The 15425-nt window shown below is 64.1% G+C and carries 15 protein-coding genes; 4 read left to right on the forward strand and 11 right to left on the reverse strand.

Annotated elements, in window-relative coordinates; genetic code table 11:
• Nucleotides 1–41 precede the first annotated feature (41 nt).
• The 4 genes from WBB07_RS11705 (at nt 42) to WBB07_RS11720 (ending at nt 3738) form a co-directional block, all read left to right on the forward strand.
• A complete protein-coding gene (locus WBB07_RS11705) occupies nt 42–1049 on the forward strand; it encodes a substrate-binding domain-containing protein (RefSeq protein WP_526307793.1) in 1008 nt (335 codons plus the stop codon).
• Nucleotides 1050–1092: 43 nt separating this feature from the next.
• Nucleotides 1093–2151: an ABC transporter permease gene (locus WBB07_RS11710; protein ID WP_526307795.1), complete on the forward strand. Its 1059-nt coding sequence runs from the start codon at nt 1093–1095 to the stop codon at nt 2149–2151.
• A 12-nt stretch (nt 2152–2163) separates the two neighbouring features.
• Nucleotides 2164–2982, forward strand: coding sequence for an ATP-binding cassette domain-containing protein (locus WBB07_RS11715; RefSeq protein ID WP_526307797.1), 819 nt, complete (start codon nt 2164–2166; stop codon nt 2980–2982).
• A 210-nt stretch (nt 2983–3192) separates the two neighbouring features.
• Nucleotides 3193–3738 (forward strand): SRPBCC family protein, encoded by a 546-nt coding sequence (locus WBB07_RS11720; RefSeq protein WP_526307799.1) that lies wholly within the window; start codon nt 3193–3195, stop codon nt 3736–3738.
• A 29-nt stretch (nt 3739–3767) separates the two neighbouring features.
• Here the strand turns inward: WBB07_RS11720 and WBB07_RS11725 are convergent, their stop codons facing one another.
• From WBB07_RS11725 to WBB07_RS11775, 11 genes are all read right to left on the reverse strand, one after another.
• Entirely contained in the window at nt 3768–4544 is a 777-nt protein-coding gene (locus WBB07_RS11725; RefSeq protein WP_526307801.1) for a TIM barrel protein, read from the reverse strand.
• Nucleotides 4545–4707: 163 nt separating this feature from the next.
• Nucleotides 4708–5445, reverse strand: coding sequence for a gamma-glutamyl-gamma-aminobutyrate hydrolase family protein (locus WBB07_RS11730; RefSeq protein ID WP_526307803.1), 738 nt, complete (start codon nt 5443–5445; stop codon nt 4708–4710).
• A gap of 32 nt (nt 5446–5477) precedes the next feature.
• Nucleotides 5478–6944 (reverse strand): flavin-containing monooxygenase, encoded by a 1467-nt coding sequence (locus WBB07_RS11735; protein WP_526307805.1) that lies wholly within the window; start codon nt 6942–6944, stop codon nt 5478–5480.
• A gap of 119 nt (nt 6945–7063) precedes the next feature.
• A complete protein-coding gene (locus WBB07_RS11740; RefSeq protein WP_526307807.1) occupies nt 7064–7792 on the reverse strand; it encodes an SDR family NAD(P)-dependent oxidoreductase in 729 nt (242 codons plus the stop codon).
• Nucleotides 7789–8724 (reverse strand): alpha/beta hydrolase, encoded by a 936-nt coding sequence (locus WBB07_RS11745; RefSeq protein WP_526307809.1) that lies wholly within the window; start codon nt 8722–8724, stop codon nt 7789–7791. The genes WBB07_RS11740 and WBB07_RS11745 overlap by 4 nt, the downstream gene beginning before the upstream one ends.
• Before the next feature lie 56 nt (nt 8725–8780).
• Entirely contained in the window at nt 8781–10160 is a 1380-nt protein-coding gene (locus WBB07_RS11750) for a glutamine synthetase family protein (protein ID WP_526307811.1), read from the reverse strand.
• The gene (locus WBB07_RS11755) at nt 10157–11437 is read right to left on the reverse strand and encodes a glutamine synthetase family protein (RefSeq protein ID WP_526307813.1); all 1281 of its coding nucleotides are present in this window, start codon (nt 11435–11437) and stop codon (nt 10157–10159) included. The genes WBB07_RS11750 and WBB07_RS11755 overlap by 4 nt, the downstream gene beginning before the upstream one ends.
• On the reverse strand, nt 11437–12498 hold the full coding sequence (locus WBB07_RS11760) for a hypothetical protein (protein ID WP_526307815.1): 1062 nt from the start codon (nt 12496–12498) through the stop codon (nt 11437–11439). The genes WBB07_RS11755 and WBB07_RS11760 overlap by 1 nt, the downstream gene beginning before the upstream one ends.
• Nucleotides 12495–13274 carry an SDR family NAD(P)-dependent oxidoreductase gene (locus WBB07_RS11765; RefSeq protein WP_526307817.1) on the reverse strand — a complete coding sequence of 260 codons (780 nt, stop codon included), beginning with the start codon at nt 13272–13274 and terminating at the stop codon, nt 12495–12497. The genes WBB07_RS11760 and WBB07_RS11765 overlap by 4 nt, the downstream gene beginning before the upstream one ends.
• Nucleotides 13271–14557 (reverse strand): oxamate carbamoyltransferase subunit AllG family protein, encoded by a 1287-nt coding sequence (locus tag WBB07_RS11770; protein ID WP_526307819.1) that lies wholly within the window; start codon nt 14555–14557, stop codon nt 13271–13273. The genes WBB07_RS11765 and WBB07_RS11770 overlap by 4 nt, the downstream gene beginning before the upstream one ends.
• Complete coding sequence (locus WBB07_RS11775) at nt 14551–15282, reverse strand: SDR family NAD(P)-dependent oxidoreductase (RefSeq protein WP_526307821.1); 732 nt, start codon at nt 15280–15282, stop codon at nt 14551–14553. Before WBB07_RS11775 ends, WBB07_RS11770 begins: the two co-directional genes overlap by 7 nt.
• Between the last annotated feature and the right edge of the window lie 143 nt (nt 15283–15425).

Genomic DNA, 15425 nt, shown 5'->3' on the forward strand with positions numbered 1-15425 from the left:
CCGCGTCGCGTCATCCGAAAGATCATCCAAGAGGAGAATCCATGAAGTTGCAGGAAGGCCCGCAACGTCGCTGGGTCAAGTTTGCGGGCGTCGTCGCGGCCGTGACCTTGTTGGCCGCATGCTCCAGCACCGGCGGTAAGCCGGAAGACAGTGGTGGCGACGGCGCCGGCGGCGGCGGATCGGTGGATACCCCCCGGGTGACGGTCGCGATGATCACCCATGAGGTTCCGGGTGATTCGTTCTGGGATCTGGTCCGCAAGGGTGCCGAGGCCGCGGCGCAGAAGGACAACATCGAACTGCGTTACTCCAACGATCCCGAGGCGCCCAACCAGGCGAATCTGGTGCAGACTGCGGTGGACAGCGATGTGGCCGGTATCGCGATCACCCTGGCCAAGCCCGAAGCCATGGAGCCGGCCGTGAAAAATGCTGTGGCCAAGAAGATTCCGGTTGTCGCCTTCAACTCGGGCCTGGACTCGTGGCAGGCGATGGGGGTCATGGAGTACTTCGGTCAGGATGAGTACATCGCGGGCCAGGAGGCCGGCAAGCGGCTCGCGTCCGAAGGCGCCACCAAAGCCATCTGTGTCATCCAGGAACAGGGGCATGTCGGACTGGAAGGTCGCTGCGCCGGTGTGAAGAACACGTTCCCTGCCACCGAGGTGCTCAACGTCAACGGCAAGGACATGCCGTCGGTGGAGTCGACCATCACCGCCAAGCTGCAACAGGATCCCACTGTCGATGCGGTGCTGACCCTCGGTGCGCCCTTCGCGCTGACCGCGGTGCAGTCGGTGCAGAACGCCGGCAGTTCGGCCAAGGTCTCCACCTTCGACACCAACGCCGCGCTCGTCGACGCCATCGGCAGAGGCGATGTGCAGTGGGCCGTCGATCAGCAGCCCTACCTGCAGGGCTATCTTGCCGTCGACTCGTTGTGGCTCTACCTCAACAACGGCAATGTGATCGGCGGCAATCAGGCAACCCTGACCGGCCCGTCGTTCATCGACAAGTCGAATATCGAGGCTGTCGCCGAATACGCCAAAGCGGGGACCCGCTGATGAGCGTGCCTTCCACTGATCTCCAACCGGAGGCAGAGTTCTGATGAGTACTCAAACCGATCTTGACCTCGGAACCCACACAGTCGTCCACGACGAACGCGTCAAAGAGCAGAATCGGTTGCAGCGCCTGCTGATTCGTCCTGAGATGGGTGCGCTTGTCGGGGCGGTGGGCATTTTTGTCTTCTTTGCCATCGTGGCGCCTCCGTTCCGTACGCCGGAAGCGTTGGCCACTGTTCTCTACGCCAGTTCCACCATCGGCATCATGGCCGTGGGTGTGGGTCTGTTGATGATCGGTGGCGAATTCGACCTGTCGGCCGGTGTTGCGGTGACCACCAGCTCGCTGGCGGCCTCGATGCTGGCGTTCAACCTGCATCTCAATCTCTGGGTGGGAGCAGCGCTGGCCTTGGTGGTGTCACTGGCGGTGGGCTTCTTCAACGGCTACATGGTGATGAGGACCAAGATCCCGTCATTCCTGATCACGCTGAGTACTTTCCTGATGCTGACCGGGATCAACCTGGCTGTGACCAAACTGGTGGCCGGCCAGGTCGCCACTCCCAGCGTGTCCGATATGGCCGGCTTCGAATCGGGCCGGACGGTGTTCTCTTCGTCGATCACGATCGGCAGCGTGTCGGTGCGGGTCACGGTGTTGTGGTGGATCCTGTTTGCAGTCATCGCCACGTATGTGTTGTTCAAGACCCGTGTCGGCAACTGGATCTTTGCAGTAGGTGGCAATCAGGACAGCGCCCGCGCGGTGGGTGTGCCGGTCACCAAGGTCAAGATCGGTCTGTTCATGGTCGTCGGATTCTGCGCGTGGTTCGTCGGTATGCATCTTCTGTTCTCGTTCAACACGATTCAGTCAGGGCAGGGGATCGGCAACGAGTTCCTGTACATCATCGCCGCGGTGATCGGTGGCTGCCTGCTGACCGGTGGGTACGGCACCGCGATCGGCACCCTGATCGGTGCCTTCATCTTCGGTATGACAAACCAGGGCATCGTCTACGCGGGCTGGAACCCGGACTGGTTCAAGTTCTTCCTCGGCGGCATGCTGCTGTTTGCCGTGATCGCCAACAACGCCTTCCGTAACTACGCCGCCAAGCGGTAGGAGACAGCCATCATGAGTACAGCCGCAGAAGCTCCGATCACTTCGCCGGGTCCGGCAGAGCAGCTCCCATTGGTGGAGTTGAAGAACGTCGGAAAGAGCTATGGCAACATCATCGCGCTCAAGGGCATCAACTTGCGCGTGCACGCCGGGCAGGTGACGGGGGTCTTGGGCGACAACGGTGCCGGCAAGTCCACGCTGATCAAGATCATCGCGGGACTGCACAAGCCGACCGAGGGGGAGCTCCTCGTCGATGGTGATGCCGTCACGTTCGGTTCCCCGAAGGATGCGTTGTCCAAGGGCATCGCGACGGTCTATCAGGATTTGGCCGTGGTTTCTCTGATGCCAGTGTGGCGCAACTTCTTTCTGGGGCAAGAGTTACGCAAGAAGGGGTTGCTGAGATCTCTGGATATCAACGGGATGCGGGCGACGACCATCTCGGAGCTCCGGAAGATGGGGATCGACCTACCTGACGTCGATGCCCCCATCGGCTCACTGTCGGGAGGTCAGCGTCAGTGTGTTGCCATCGCGCGGGCCATCTTCTTCGGCGCCCGGGTGTTGATCCTCGATGAGCCCACCGCAGCGCTCGGCGTCAAGCAGTCCGGAATGGTGCTGCGCTACATCACCGCCGCCAAAGAGCAGGGTTTCGGCGTCATCTTCATCACCCACAACCCCCACCACGCCCATATGGTCGGCGATCACTTTGTGCTCCTGAACAGGGGAAAGCAGAAGCTGGACTGTTCATACGACGAGATCACCCTCGAGCACCTGACTCAGGAGATGGCAGGTGGCAACGAGCTGGAGGCGCTGACACACGAGCTCGGTCGTCGGTAGTGTCCGCGGCGCTCGGTTTTCAGCCCATTGCTGATTCGTCTTGCGGGGCGTGACGGGGTGTTGGCGCGTACGGCTTATGGGCGATCACTGCCGACACCGCAGCGGAAGTCCCATTCTTGGGATCCGCTGGCTCTTTTCTCAGCAAATTCATGTCTTACCGCCCCTATTCCGTTAGGTTACTGGGACCCCTTTGCGGGTAATCTCCGAAGCATGGTCACAGTCGTCGATGTGGACGCGGGACCTCGGACCGTCGCAAGGCGGGTGGAGGTCTCCGCCCCAGCCGCTGAGGTTTTTGCCCTGATCGCAAATCCGCGGGAACACCACGAGTTGGCTGGTGCCGGAGTGACGCGTGATGTCCCGGTTCTCGGGCCGGAGCGGCTGTCGGTCGGTGATAGTTTCACCGTCGGTCTGCAGCAAGCGGGGATCCCCTACCAGGCAACTTCGACCGTGACCTCGCTGGAAATCGACAAGTCCATCGAATGGGTGGACGCTTACGCTCGCAAGTGGCGCTGGGAATTCACCGAGACTGCGGCCGGTACCACTGAGGTCACCGAGTCGATGGATTACAGTGCCGCGGTGACCCCACTGTTCGACCAGATGTTCGGGGATGCGGACCGGGACGGCACGGAGATCGCCGAAACGCTGCGCAACCTGGCGCAGCGTTTTGCTCTCGCCGATGACTACTCGTCGCTTCCGCTGCGGTCGAGGCTGTGCCGCAACCGTTGGGTGAGTCCCAACCTGCGGGCTGCAGGCTGAGGGATTCTCAGCGTTTTCTACCGAAGTGCTCAGCCGGTGAAAGCAGACCGGAACGCTTCGAGCGCCGCAACAGAGTCGCCGGCGGCGAATGCTTCCAATCCGATCGGGCCACTGAACCCGGCTTCGGTCACTGCTCGAGCCACCGCCCGGTAGTTGATCTCACCGGTTCCCGGCTCACAGCGCCCGGGCACATCGGCCACCTGGATCTCGCCGATGGCATCGCCGGCGCGCCGGATCAGATCGATCAGATTCCCCTCGCCGATCTGGGCGTGGTACAGATCCAGCATCATCTTGACGTTCGGGTGCCCGACTGACCGCACGAGCTCCAACGTGTCCTTGGCGCGTGCCAGCGGCACACCCGGGTGGTCGACGATCGTGTTGAGGTTCTCCAGACAGAATGTCACACCGGCGCCGGCGCCGAGCTCTCCCAAGGCGGCCAGGCCACGCTGGGCCGAGAACCACATCGTGCCGGTGGTGCGATACGTCGGGCGGGCCGCCTGGCCGTTCACGAGTTCGCCCGGATGTACGACCAAACGTGGAACACCCAGCGCTGCAGCAGCTCTGATGGCCGATTTTGCGGTACGCACCACCTCATCGGCACCCGCGGGGTCGTGGAGGTCACCGTGCAGGTACCCCGTCATCGACGAGAACCGTGCGCCGGTCGCCGCCAGGGCTTCGAGGTCTTTGTCCTGAAAGCTCCAGATTTCCACCGCGAAGCCCAGCTCGTCGATGCGCCGCACCCGCTCCAGGAACGGCAGATCGGTGAACACCATCTCGGCGCAGACCGCCAAGTCGAAGGCGCTCATGACAGAGCGCCGCGGCCGTGGTGTGGTCGGGGACCGAAAGGCGGTCGACCGGACATGGGTGTCTCCACTTGCTAGAACGATCTAGGGATATGACGAGTAAAGCGGGCGCAGGCCCGGATGACAAGAGATTGCCTAGAACGTTCTAGACATCACCGATTCTGACTCATGCCGCATCGGTGGCGAACATGCGATCGCGGCAGGAGGTGACAAAGCCATCGACGATTCGGCGGGCGAATTCACTGGAATCCCAGTTCACTTCGGGGTGCCACTGGACGGCGGTGACTGGTCGATCCGCGGATTCGAAGGCCTCGACGAGTCCGTCTGGCGCATGCGCAACGGCGGTGAATCCGGGTGCAAGTGTCCGGACGCCCTGATGGTGCTGGCTGTTCACCGCCATCTCCGCTCCGGCCTGCGTCCACGATTGGATGCGGCTCTCCGGGGCAAGTGTCACCGGGTGGGCGGTCTCGAGCAGTGCTTCCTCGCCCAATCGATGTTCGATCGGCGAGGGGTGATCTCGCTTGAGATCGGCGTACAGCGTCCCGCCGCGCGCGGTGGTGATCAACTGCGCGCCCCGGCAGATCGCCAGTGTCGGGATGCCCAGGTCCCACGCGGTCTCGAAGGCCGCGATCTCGTTGCTGTCACGCACCGGATTCACCCAGGTCAACGTGGCGTCCTGCGGATCGCCGCCCCACAGGTCCGGGCTGACGTCGCCGCCTCCGCTGAGCACCAGACCGTCGACACGACCGATCATCTCGGCGATGCCGAGAATCGAGACACCGCAGTCGATGGCCATGGGTACCGCGCCGGCGCTCTGTAGTCCATCGAACATTCGGCGCCAATGGACCATGCGGTCGAGTTCGAGGGCGTTGAGAGTGACCGCAATGAGCGGGCTGGTTGTCATCAGTGGTTCCTTTGTGGTTGTGCCGATCCGGTTCAGCTGATGCGGACCGCGATCCGGCGCAGCAGTTTGGTCAGCAAGATGTATGGGGAGGCGCCGTAGGGCCACTGTGAGACCACCTTGCCGGTACCGGCGCGGAAGTAGTTGTCCGTCCGGGCCCATACGGTTTTGGCGAGCTGGGCCTGAATCCAGTCGTTGTAGATGAGGAACGCCGAACGGCGGACATCGATCACCCGGCGGCCCTTTTTGGCGGCGCGGTTGATCAGCGAAGCCGCAAAGTTGGCCTGAGCCTCGTAGAAATGCACCAGCGGTACCGAGTTGGTATTCGGTCCGTACATGATGAAGAAGTTGGGGAAGCCGGGCACCATCATGCCGAGGAACGCCTCGGGCTCGCCCTGCCAGGCGTCGTGGAGTTCTTGTCCGCCCTGGCCGTACACCTGGTAATTGCCGAGGTAGTTGGCCGCGTCGAATCCCGTCGCCAGCACGATGACGTCGAGGTTGTGCTCGTCACCGTTGGCGTCGATGGCACCGGTGCGGGTGAGGCCTTTCACGCCGTGTGGCACAAGCGTGACCTTCGGGTTGCGCAGCGAGGCGTAGTAGGTGTCGCTCACCACGGTGCGCCGGCCCTCGAAGGCGAACTCCGGGGTGACCTTCTCGAGGAGGTCAGGATGCCCTGCGAGCTCCCGGCGCATGAACTCCTGGGAAGCCTGGCGGCGCCGCCTGTTGAACGATCCGGTGGCGCGGGCATGGCTGGAGCGGATCTGGCGACGGTCATAGTCGAAGTAGAGTGCAAACCGGCGCCAGGCGTAGACGGGGCGCAGCTTGTTGAGTCGCCGTTCCGCATGCGTGAAGTCCCGGCTGTTCTTGGGTACCAGCCAGTTCGGTTCCAACTGGAAGATCGTCACGTCGGTGGCCGTTTTCTCGGCCTCGGTGACGACCTGCACCGCCGAGGACCCGGTGCCGACGATACCGACGGACTTCCCGTCGAAATCGAGACCGTCGATCCACGACGATGTGTGGCACATCGCCCCTTCGAAATCGTTGTCTCCGCGCGCAAAAGGTGGTACCACCGGAATGTTGAGGAAGCCGACCGCGCTGACGACCGCGGTGAATTTGCCGTGATCGGCACCGGAGGAGGTCGACACCGTGTAGACCAGGTCCTCGTCGGACCAGCGAACGTCGATCACCTTCTCGTTGAACTTCATTCGCCGCGGAAGGTCCCAGTCGTGGGCGACTTTTTCCAGGTACGTCTGAAGTTCTTGCCATCCCACGTGGGTGCGGGTCCAGTCGCTGCGTGCGTAGGAGAACGAGTACACGTGCGATTCCAGGTCGACCTCCGCGCCCGGGTAGCGGTTGAACCACCAGGTGCCGCCGATGCCCTCGGATTTCTCGAAGATGACGAAGTTCTCGATGCCCTTCTTGCGAAGAGCGATCGCAGCGGCCAGGCCGCTGAATCCGGCACCGATGATCGCCACGCGTGGGGATTGTTCGGGTGCGCTCATCGGTGCGTGTCTCCTTGCTCATGCCCTGGTTGCGGGCGATTCATGTCGTTAAAGATCTATAGGTCGAGTATTTGGACCAATGATGAAGTTGTCAACACCTTTGAATGGTGTCGTGGAGGTCAGACGGTCTGGGCGATCCATCCGCCATCGACGACAAGCTCGGTTGCCGTGATGAACGAGGCTTCGGGTGAGAGCAGGAATCGGATGGCGTTGGTGATGTCTTCGGGAAATCCCATGCGACCCAGCGGTGTTCGCTGTTCCATATTGGTACGACGAGAGGGGTTCTCGAGGTAGAGAGGTTCGATCATCGGAGTCAGGATCGCACCGGGGCACACGCTGTTGGCGCGAATCCCCTCAGGGGCCAACTGAAGTGCGAGGCTGCGGGTCAGAGACACCACTGCGGCCTTGCTGACCTGGTAGGCGTCCAGCGGCGAGTCCATGTTTCGGAGCCCGGCGATGCTGGCGACGTTCACGATGCTCTTCCCGCGGCCCGTTCGCAGATACGGCACCGCAGCGGCAGTCAGGCGCCGCAGCCCATGCAGGTTCACTCCCAGCGTGAGCTCCCATACGGAGTCGTCGCTGTCCAGCACGGATCCGTCGCGGTCGAAGAGGGCCACCCCGGCTGCATTCACCAGGTAGTCCAACGCACCGCCGGGCACCGCGGCAAGCAGCGAATCGGGATCGCCGTCGAGCAGGTCGAACGGTACATAGTCGGTGTTCGGGGCCAGGCCGGTGACGGTCTCGGCGACATCGGTGGCGATCACGTGAACACCGTCGGCGGACAGTCTGGCCACGACGGCGGCGCCGATGCCGCCGGCGGCTCCGGTGACCAGCGCGGTCGGGGTCATCGCTGTGCTGCCGAGAAGGCCTGGGCCAGCTGTGCGCCGGCGAAGGTCATGGCTTCGGTGGCAGACGGGAACACCTCGTCGAGGCCGAAGAATCCATGCACCATCCCCGGCGTGAGATGGGTGACGGTGGTGACCCCGGACTGCTCGAGCGCCTTGGCGTACAGCTCGCCCTGCGGGCGGATCGGGTCGCATTCGGCGAGGATCACCGTGGTGTCCGGGAGGCCGGTCAGATTTGCGTTGAGGATGCTCACCCGCGGGTCGGCGGCGGCTTCCGGTCCTGGCAGATAGTTGTCCTGGTGCCACTGCATCTCATCGCGCTCCAGCATCACGCCGTCGTACTCGGTATCGAAGCCGAGGTCGAGGTCGGTGGTGGTGACCGGATAGATCGACAGTTGGTGGCACAGTGTGCACACGCCGGTGTCGCGGACGTGGAGGGCGACCGCCGCGGCGAGGTTCCCGCCGGCGCTGTCACCAGCGACCGCGAGCCGAGTGTTGTCGACCCCCAGATTCGAGGCCGGTCCCGCGGCCCACACGAGCGCGTCGATGGCGTCGTCGACCGCAGTGGGGAATCGCGACTCGGGGCCGCGGCGATAGCCCACCGAGAGCACGGCACCACCGGAGGCGTTGGCCAGCAGTCGGGTTGCCACGTCGTGGGAGTCGATACTTCCCAGTAGCCAACCCCCGCCGTGGTAGTACACCGTCAAAGGCAGCGTGGCGCTCTCGTTGGGGAGGTAGAGCCGGCCCGGGATGGTGCTACCGTCGCGGGTGGGGATGGCGACATCGACGGTACGGTGAATCGGCGGTTTGGTCAAAGCGCCGAACGTGTCCTCGAAGTTCTGCCTGGCGGTGGGGACCGGCAGTAGGTGGGCGTTGGGCCGGCCCGACTCCTTGGCGTCGTCGAGCATCTTCTGGGCAATGGGGTCAATCGGCATCCGGGGGCTCCTGTGGGACGGTGAAGGGGGATCGAGCGAGATTGCGCTGTGACGGGTCAGACGCGTTCGTAGTAGCGGCGCTTCTCCCAGTCGGTCACGGTGTGAGAATCGAAGGCGACCAGCTCACTTCGCGATGACGCCAGGAGGTGGTCGAACACCTCGTCGCCGAACGCCTTTCGTGCCATGGCGCAGTCGGCGAATCGACCCAGCGCCTCGTGCATCGCGGTGGGCACGATCTGGATGTTGTCACCCGACCAGGCGTTGCCGTCGAAGATCTCCGGTGCGGGCAGTCCGCGTTCGATACCGTCGAGTCCCGCCGCGATGGTCGCAGAGTAGGCGTAGTACGGGTTGACATCGCCACCCGGGATGCGGTTCTCCACCCGATACGACGGTCCTTTACCGACCAGCCGGAAGGCGCAGGACCGGTTGTCGTTGCCGAGTGCTATGGCGGTGCCGGCGAACTGATCGGGCTGAAAACGTTTGTAGGAGTTCACAGTCGGAGCCAGCATCAGCGTGATGTCGGCGGCATGCTCGAGTTGGCCGGCCACAAACGAGCCGAATTGAGCCGACATGCCGCCGGCCGGATCGGTGGACCAGCACAGGCTGTTGTCGTCGGTGGACCACATGCTGACGTGCAGATGGCAGGATGAGCCGACTTCATCGATCTTGGGTTTGGCCATGAAGGTGACGGTGAGATCCGCGGCGTGGGCCAGCTGTTTGACGCCGTACTTGAACAACACGTGGCGGTCTGCCATCTCGAGGGTGTCGGAGTAGTCGAGGGTGACCTCCTGCTGTCCCAGACCCCACTCCGGTTTCGACGATTCGATGGAGATGCCAAATCCTGGCATCTGATTGCGGATCCGCTCGATGAACCAATCATCTCGACTGGACTGCACCATCTGATAGTCGGATCGATAGTCCGACAACATCTTCAGATTCTCATACCCCAGCTCCCAGGCCTGCCGGGGTGGTGTGCTGGACAGGAAGAATTCCAGCTCCGAGGCGAATTTGAACGTCAGCCCCTCGCGTTCCGCGCGTTCTATCTGACGCCGAAGAATGGTGCGCGGCGCCACCGAAAGCAAGGTGTCGGAATCGGATTCGTACGCGTCGCAGATGACCACGGCGACATTGGGCTCCCAGGGAACCCGTCGCATCGTCGACAGATCGGGGATCAGCCGAATGTCGGCCCAGCCGTTGGCGGCGTTGGATACCGGCAGATCCAGCGGGTTCATCTCCAGGTCCACCGCAAAGATGAAGCTGCTGGCGTTGATGCCGGCACGACTGATCCCCAACGAGCGGAAAGCCCCGATGGTCAGGCGCTTCCCGACCAAGCGGCCGTAGGGGTCCGGGGTGGCGCAAACCACGGTGTCGATTTCTCCGGTGCGCGCGAGTTCGTCGAACCGGTCGAGGTCCAGGAGGGCGGAATCAGTGTTCATTGGTGCTCCAGGTGACGGGCGAGTTCCCAGGTCGTGATGGTAGTTCTGAGCCATTCGTCGTACCGCTGGGCTTCGGCGTGGCGCGTGGCGGCGTAGGAGGAGCAAAACGGCTTGCCGAGAAGGTCGGCGAGCCAGGGCGAGTTCTCGAACGCGTCGGCCGCGGTGGCGAGGTCACCGGGGACCGGCACGGGGTCGGCGCCCGGTTCGGGTAGCACCAGCCGCTCCTGCAGTCCGTGCAGACCGGCCGCCAGAACTGCCGCTGCAACCAGGTACGGGCTGGCGTCGGCGCCGGGACGGCGATGCTCGACCCGGGCAGAGTTCACGTCGTTGAGGATCACCCGGCATGCGGTGCTCCGGTCGTCATGGCCCCAGCTCGCCGTGGCCGGGGTGAACATGTCCGGATCGATGCGTTTGTAGGAGTTGACATAGGGGTTCAGCAGCGCGGTGGTGTCGGCCATGCCGGCGAGCAGTCCGGCCAGATACGCCTCGGCTTCCGGGGAGAGCCGCAGCTGCTCGTCGGCGAAGATGTTGGTGTTGTTGCGGGTCAAGCTCGAATGCAGATGGCCGCCGGCACCGGATTTGCCGGCAAACGGCTTGGCCATGAAGCTGGCGTAGAGGCCGCGTTCGGCGCACAGATCACGCAGATACTGTTTGGCGCGGACGGCGTTGTCCGCGGCCCGACAGGCTCGGGCCGGCGCCAACGTGAATTCGAAGAATCCGGGACCGAGCTCGCTGTGGAACATCTCGACCTCGATGCCCACCGCGTGCATCCGGGTGATGTATTCAGTTGCCAATTCCTGGGTTTCGGCAACTCGGGTGAGGCTGTAGGCGTTCTCGGTGCTGCTCAGCGAGCGACGTGCGTTGGCGCCCTCGGTGCGGTCGTGGAACAGCCACAGCTCGTACTCGAACCCGAGCACCGGCTCCAGATCCAGGTCTAGATACTTGCTGACGAGCGAACCGAGGGCGGCGCGCGGCGAGATGTCGATGGGTGTGCCGTCGGCGCCGGCGAGGTCGGCGATCACGGCATCGGTTCCCGGTCGCCAGGGCAGGGCAACACGAGTGCTCTCGTCCGGAATCAGCGTCGCATCGGGATATCCGTTGTCGGCGTTGCTGAATGGTGTGTCGGTGACGTCATCGACGACCGACAGCCCGTACAGGATGGTGCAGAACGCCAGGTTGGTGGGATGGACCGTCTTTGCGGTGCGGACCAGTTTCCCGCGAATGCCCAGGTCGTAGTCGGGCACTTCGAGTTGTGTCATCGCCATTGGTTCTGCCATCACAGCTCCTCTCGTCGACTCGGCCGGCGGTCGGGGCTGCGGCCGACACGTTCGTAGACGTCATCGGGTATATCGGCCGGGTCCCGGTATACCCACCAGGTGCAGTCGGTGGTCGGGTTGTCCGGGTTCCAGATCGGCGCGTCGATCACGCGGGTGGGATAACCCAACCGGTCGATGGGCATGACTTCGTTGAGCAGGCAGCAGTGCACGCAATAGCTGCAGACGCCGATCTTGTTCCAGGCGAAGTCGTGCGCGGTGGTGGTGACGGCAAATCCGAAGGGGGAGCCTGCCCTCGGCTGGTTGTCGGTGATGCGGGCATCGAGACTTCGCCCGCCGGAACCGCAGGGGGCAAACCGGAAGCCGATGCGGGTGGGTTCGTCGATGATCTCGATGTCGCCTTGGCGGCCGGTACCGCTCAGGTGGGCGTGGAAGCCGTCGACGATGGCGATCATGAGTTGGTGTGCCGAGGTGCTCCATGGCTGGTTGCTCAAGGCGTAGCGCTGCGCGTGGATCTCATACCAGTCGGCCATCAGCGAATCCCACAGCTCGCCGAGGCTGTGCTCGCCGACGGTGGTGACGGCGATGTCGATGAGGCCGCTGACGCGGTCCACGGCGTGGTCGTGAATACGCTGCCAGACGGCTCGGGCGGTTTCGACAGCCGTCGCCGCGTCCGGGCGCTGCCTCCGGCAGGAGTCCGCGGCGATCACGACCGCGGCGGTGAACTGTGGCCATTCCGCCGCGATACCCGACATCGCCGGTTCGCCGATCGTCGTGGTCAGCCGAGTGAGGGCAGCGTCGACCAGTTCTGCTGGGACACCGCGGGCTTCGATCCAGGCCCGGATGGCCTCGGGCCATCGTTGATAGATGTCATGGAGCTCTTCGGCTTCGGCCACCGAGATCTCCACCAGTGTGGCCGCGCCGTCCCAGTCACCGACGGCAAGATGTTCTACCGCGGTTCGGAAGGTTCCCTTGGCGAGCTGCTCCCAGGATCCGGCTCGGGTCTGGCGGCCGAGTGAGGGTTCGTAAACCACCACCGGGTCGGGGGTTTCGGTATCGGTCATGTCAGCTGAAAGCCTCCGTCGACCCGCAGGTCGGATCCGGTTATGTAGCCGGCTTGGTCGCTGAGCAGGAAGGCGACCGCATTGGCGATATCGCCCGGGTCCGCGAAGCGTCCCGCGGGCACCCGGGAGGCCAGGGCCGGTGGCAACGTGGAGGTGTCGCCGTGGGCCGCGGCCATCGGGGTGGCAACAAATCCCGGCGAAACGCTGTTGACCCGAATGCCGTCGCCGGCCAGCGCGCGGGCGGCGGTTTGCGTCAGCATCTGCAACCCGGCTTTGGACGCGGCGTACTGGGGCGTGGGGTCGGGATTCGACAGCGCTATGACCCGCGCGGCCTCGATCGAGGTGATGTTCACGACGGCCGCCGCCGCTGCGGTGCGCAGGACCGGGCCCAACACATCGATGGTGTTGTAGGCGCCGACCAAATTGATCTCCAGACACCTCATCCAGGCCGCACGTTCGACACCATGGAAGCCCGTGTTGTCGATCACCCCAGCACAATTGACCAGATAGCCAAGGTTCTCGGGGCGCGCTCCGGCATCGGTCAGCAATGTCAACAGGTTCGGGTCGCGCACGTCGCCGGCCACCGCCGCCTGCAGGTGCGGCGGATGACCGGCCTCGGCTTCTGGTTCCCGCAGGTCCACTCTGATGGTGCGGACTCCCGCCGCCATGAGGGTACGGGCGATGGCCGCGCCGATTCCCGAGGCGGCGCCGGTGACGAGGGCGTCACCGCCGCTGAAGGTCAGCGGCAGTGACGGTGTGGAGGCCCCGGAAGTCACGAGGGTCCGAACTGCCGGTGGTGCTCGGCGAGTGCGTCGGCGAAGCATTCCCGCGGGGCGCGGATGACGCCGGCGCCGATCTGGCCGCCGTCGCGTCCGGCCAGCCCGACATCCATCACCGGCAGCACGCCGGTCTCGAGGACCTTCCGGGCGTCGATTCCGGTGGGGGTGCCGCGGAACCCGAAGTGTGGGATGCGGTAGGTGCTGTTCTCGCCGTGGGTGATCGAGTACATCTCGAGGTTGCGCTCGATCATCACTTCCGGTGACCCGCCCTGGTACTCCTGCAGTGACAGTGCGCAGGCCTGGGCAAACCCGCCGAGCCCGATGGTCTCGGTGATGGGGGATTCGCCGCCCATCCAGGTGATCTCGTCCTCGGTGTGGCCGGCGAACAGCTTGCCCTGATGGATCGGCGGCGGGCCTTCGAACCAGGTCTCGCCGAGGCCTGCGAGTTTGACCGCAAAACCGCGGCAGCTGAATGCCATGGCCGAGATCAGGGTCGAGCCCGGCACCACCATGGCATCGGCCGAGGCTTTGGCGGCGGCCATCGACAGCCGCAGGAAGAAGTAGTCGTTCTCGGCCAGGTGGAGCATGGTTTCACGGACACCGGGCACCCGCTCGTCGGTCATGTCCAGGACCGCGGGCAGGATCTCGCGATTGAACAGGATGGACGCCGCTGCGTTGCGGCTGTGCACCTCATCGCCCATCCGCAGTGCGCGGGCGATCAACGGCTTCAGCGCGATCCCGCCGCGGCGGCGGATGGCTTCACCGACCACCGGGGCCAGCACGGTGTTGACGTGCAACAGGCGCTCGTGGACACCCTCGTCGTAGCAGCCGTAGTTGAGGCGGCGGGGCTCTTTGCCTTCGTAGAAGTTGCAGAAGCCGCGGTTGCCGTGGGCACGGTTCTCCACCACGAAGACCGGCATGGACGCGGTGTAGATGCCGGCCAGCGAGCCGACTGCCGCATAGTCATGGCACGCACCGACTTCGATGCTGCCGGAGTCGAATCCCGCGATGGCCTCCTCGCGGCTGTTGGCCAGGCCTTCGAACAGCGCCCCACCGATCAGCGCCTCCCGTTGCCCTCCGGTGTAGTTCGACCAGGCCATCGGTGCGCCGGAGGTCAGTACCAGGTTGTCCCGGTAACCGGGCAGCACATTGCGTGCCGCGGCGACATCGACGACCCATGGGTCGGCAGCGTTGAGCCGGTCGAACGATGTTGCGTTGGCGGCATCGACCGTGCTGAATTCCGCCGCCAGGGTGCCGGCCGGCTCGGTTGTGGTCACCATGCGACGACGCCTCCGTCGACCAGCAGGGTCTGAGCGGTGATGAACGAGGCACGCGGGGACAGCAGGAACTCCACCGCTTCGGCGACCTCTTCCGGTTCGCCGATGCGCTTGAGCATTGCGTAGGACGCGCTGAGCTCTTCGCCTCCGGAGACTCGTGCCATCGACGGACTCATCGGTGCCCGGATGACTCCGGGGGCGACGTTGTTGACCCGAATCTCGCGTGGTGCAAGCTCTTCGGCGATGTAACGGGTGTAGGCGGCGATCCCCGCTTTGGTTGCGCCGTAGACTGAAGCGCCACGGAACCGGCCGAAGTGCCCGGTCAGGCTGCCGACGTTGACGATGGCGCTGCCCTTGGTCAACAGCGGTGCCACCGCATCGGTGACCCGCGCCATGCCGGCGATGTTGACCTGGAACATCAACTCGAGCTTGCTTTCGTCGAGTTCTCCGAGGAAAGAATCACGCAGGATCCCGGCGCAGTTGACCAGCCCGAACAGGGTTTCGCCCTGCTCTGCCACCGCCGCCACCGCGGTGTCGACGCTGTCGCGGTCGGTCACGTCCATCACCACCGCTGCCGTGCCCTGCAGGTCTGCCTGGGTGAAGTCGACGGCGTCGATGGCCGGCTTCAGGTCGGCGGCAACCGGAGAGTAGCCGCCCTGCAACAGCCGACGACAGATCGCTTGGCCGATGACGCCTGCGCCCCCGGTCACGATGACTTTGTTTCCCAATGCTCCAACCTTTCCGCTGGTGGTGTGAAATCGCAGATTCTCCACCAAGTTTCATTCACAAAGTACTAATGGTCAAGTCTTTAGGTCTTAAAAATATGACGCTACAACCCGGTGTCACCGGCACCGAAATTTTTGGTCTAAAG

This window comes from Mycobacterium sp. (assembly GCF_049647605.1).
In the GTDB taxonomy this organism is placed as follows: domain Bacteria; phylum Actinomycetota; class Actinomycetes; order Mycobacteriales; family Mycobacteriaceae; genus Mycobacterium.

Excerpts from the sequence above, each read along its gene's own strand:
- WBB07_RS11705 (WP_526307793.1), top strand. The coding sequence starts at position 42 with ATGAAGTTGCAGGAAGGCCCGCAACGTCGCTGGGTCAAGTTTGCGGGC.
- WBB07_RS11710 (WP_526307795.1), top strand. The coding sequence starts at position 1,093 with ATGAGTACTCAAACCGATCTTGACCTCGGAACCCACACAGTCGTCCAC.
- WBB07_RS11715 (WP_526307797.1), top strand. The coding sequence starts at position 2,164 with ATGAGTACAGCCGCAGAAGCTCCGATCACTTCGCCGGGTCCGGCAGAG.
- WBB07_RS11720 (WP_526307799.1), top strand. The coding sequence starts at position 3,193 with ATGGTCACAGTCGTCGATGTGGACGCGGGACCTCGGACCGTCGCAAGG.
- WBB07_RS11725 (WP_526307801.1), bottom strand. The coding sequence starts at position 4,544 with ATGAGCGCCTTCGACTTGGCGGTCTGCGCCGAGATGGTGTTCACCGAT.
- WBB07_RS11730 (WP_526307803.1), bottom strand. The coding sequence starts at position 5,445 with ATGACAACCAGCCCGCTCATTGCGGTCACTCTCAACGCCCTCGAACTC.
- WBB07_RS11735 (WP_526307805.1), bottom strand. The coding sequence starts at position 6,944 with ATGAGCGCACCCGAACAATCCCCACGCGTGGCGATCATCGGTGCCGGA.
- WBB07_RS11740 (WP_526307807.1), bottom strand. The coding sequence starts at position 7,792 with ATGACCCCGACCGCGCTGGTCACCGGAGCCGCCGGCGGCATCGGCGCC.
- WBB07_RS11745 (WP_526307809.1), bottom strand. The coding sequence starts at position 8,724 with ATGCCGATTGACCCCATTGCCCAGAAGATGCTCGACGACGCCAAGGAG.
- WBB07_RS11750 (WP_526307811.1), bottom strand. The coding sequence starts at position 10,160 with ATGAACACTGATTCCGCCCTCCTGGACCTCGACCGGTTCGACGAACTC.
- WBB07_RS11755 (WP_526307813.1), bottom strand. The coding sequence starts at position 11,437 with ATGGCAGAACCAATGGCGATGACACAACTCGAAGTGCCCGACTACGAC.
- WBB07_RS11760 (WP_526307815.1), bottom strand. The coding sequence starts at position 12,498 with ATGACCGATACCGAAACCCCCGACCCGGTGGTGGTTTACGAACCCTCA.
- WBB07_RS11770 (WP_526307819.1), bottom strand. The coding sequence starts at position 14,557 with ATGGTGACCACAACCGAGCCGGCCGGCACCCTGGCGGCGGAATTCAGC.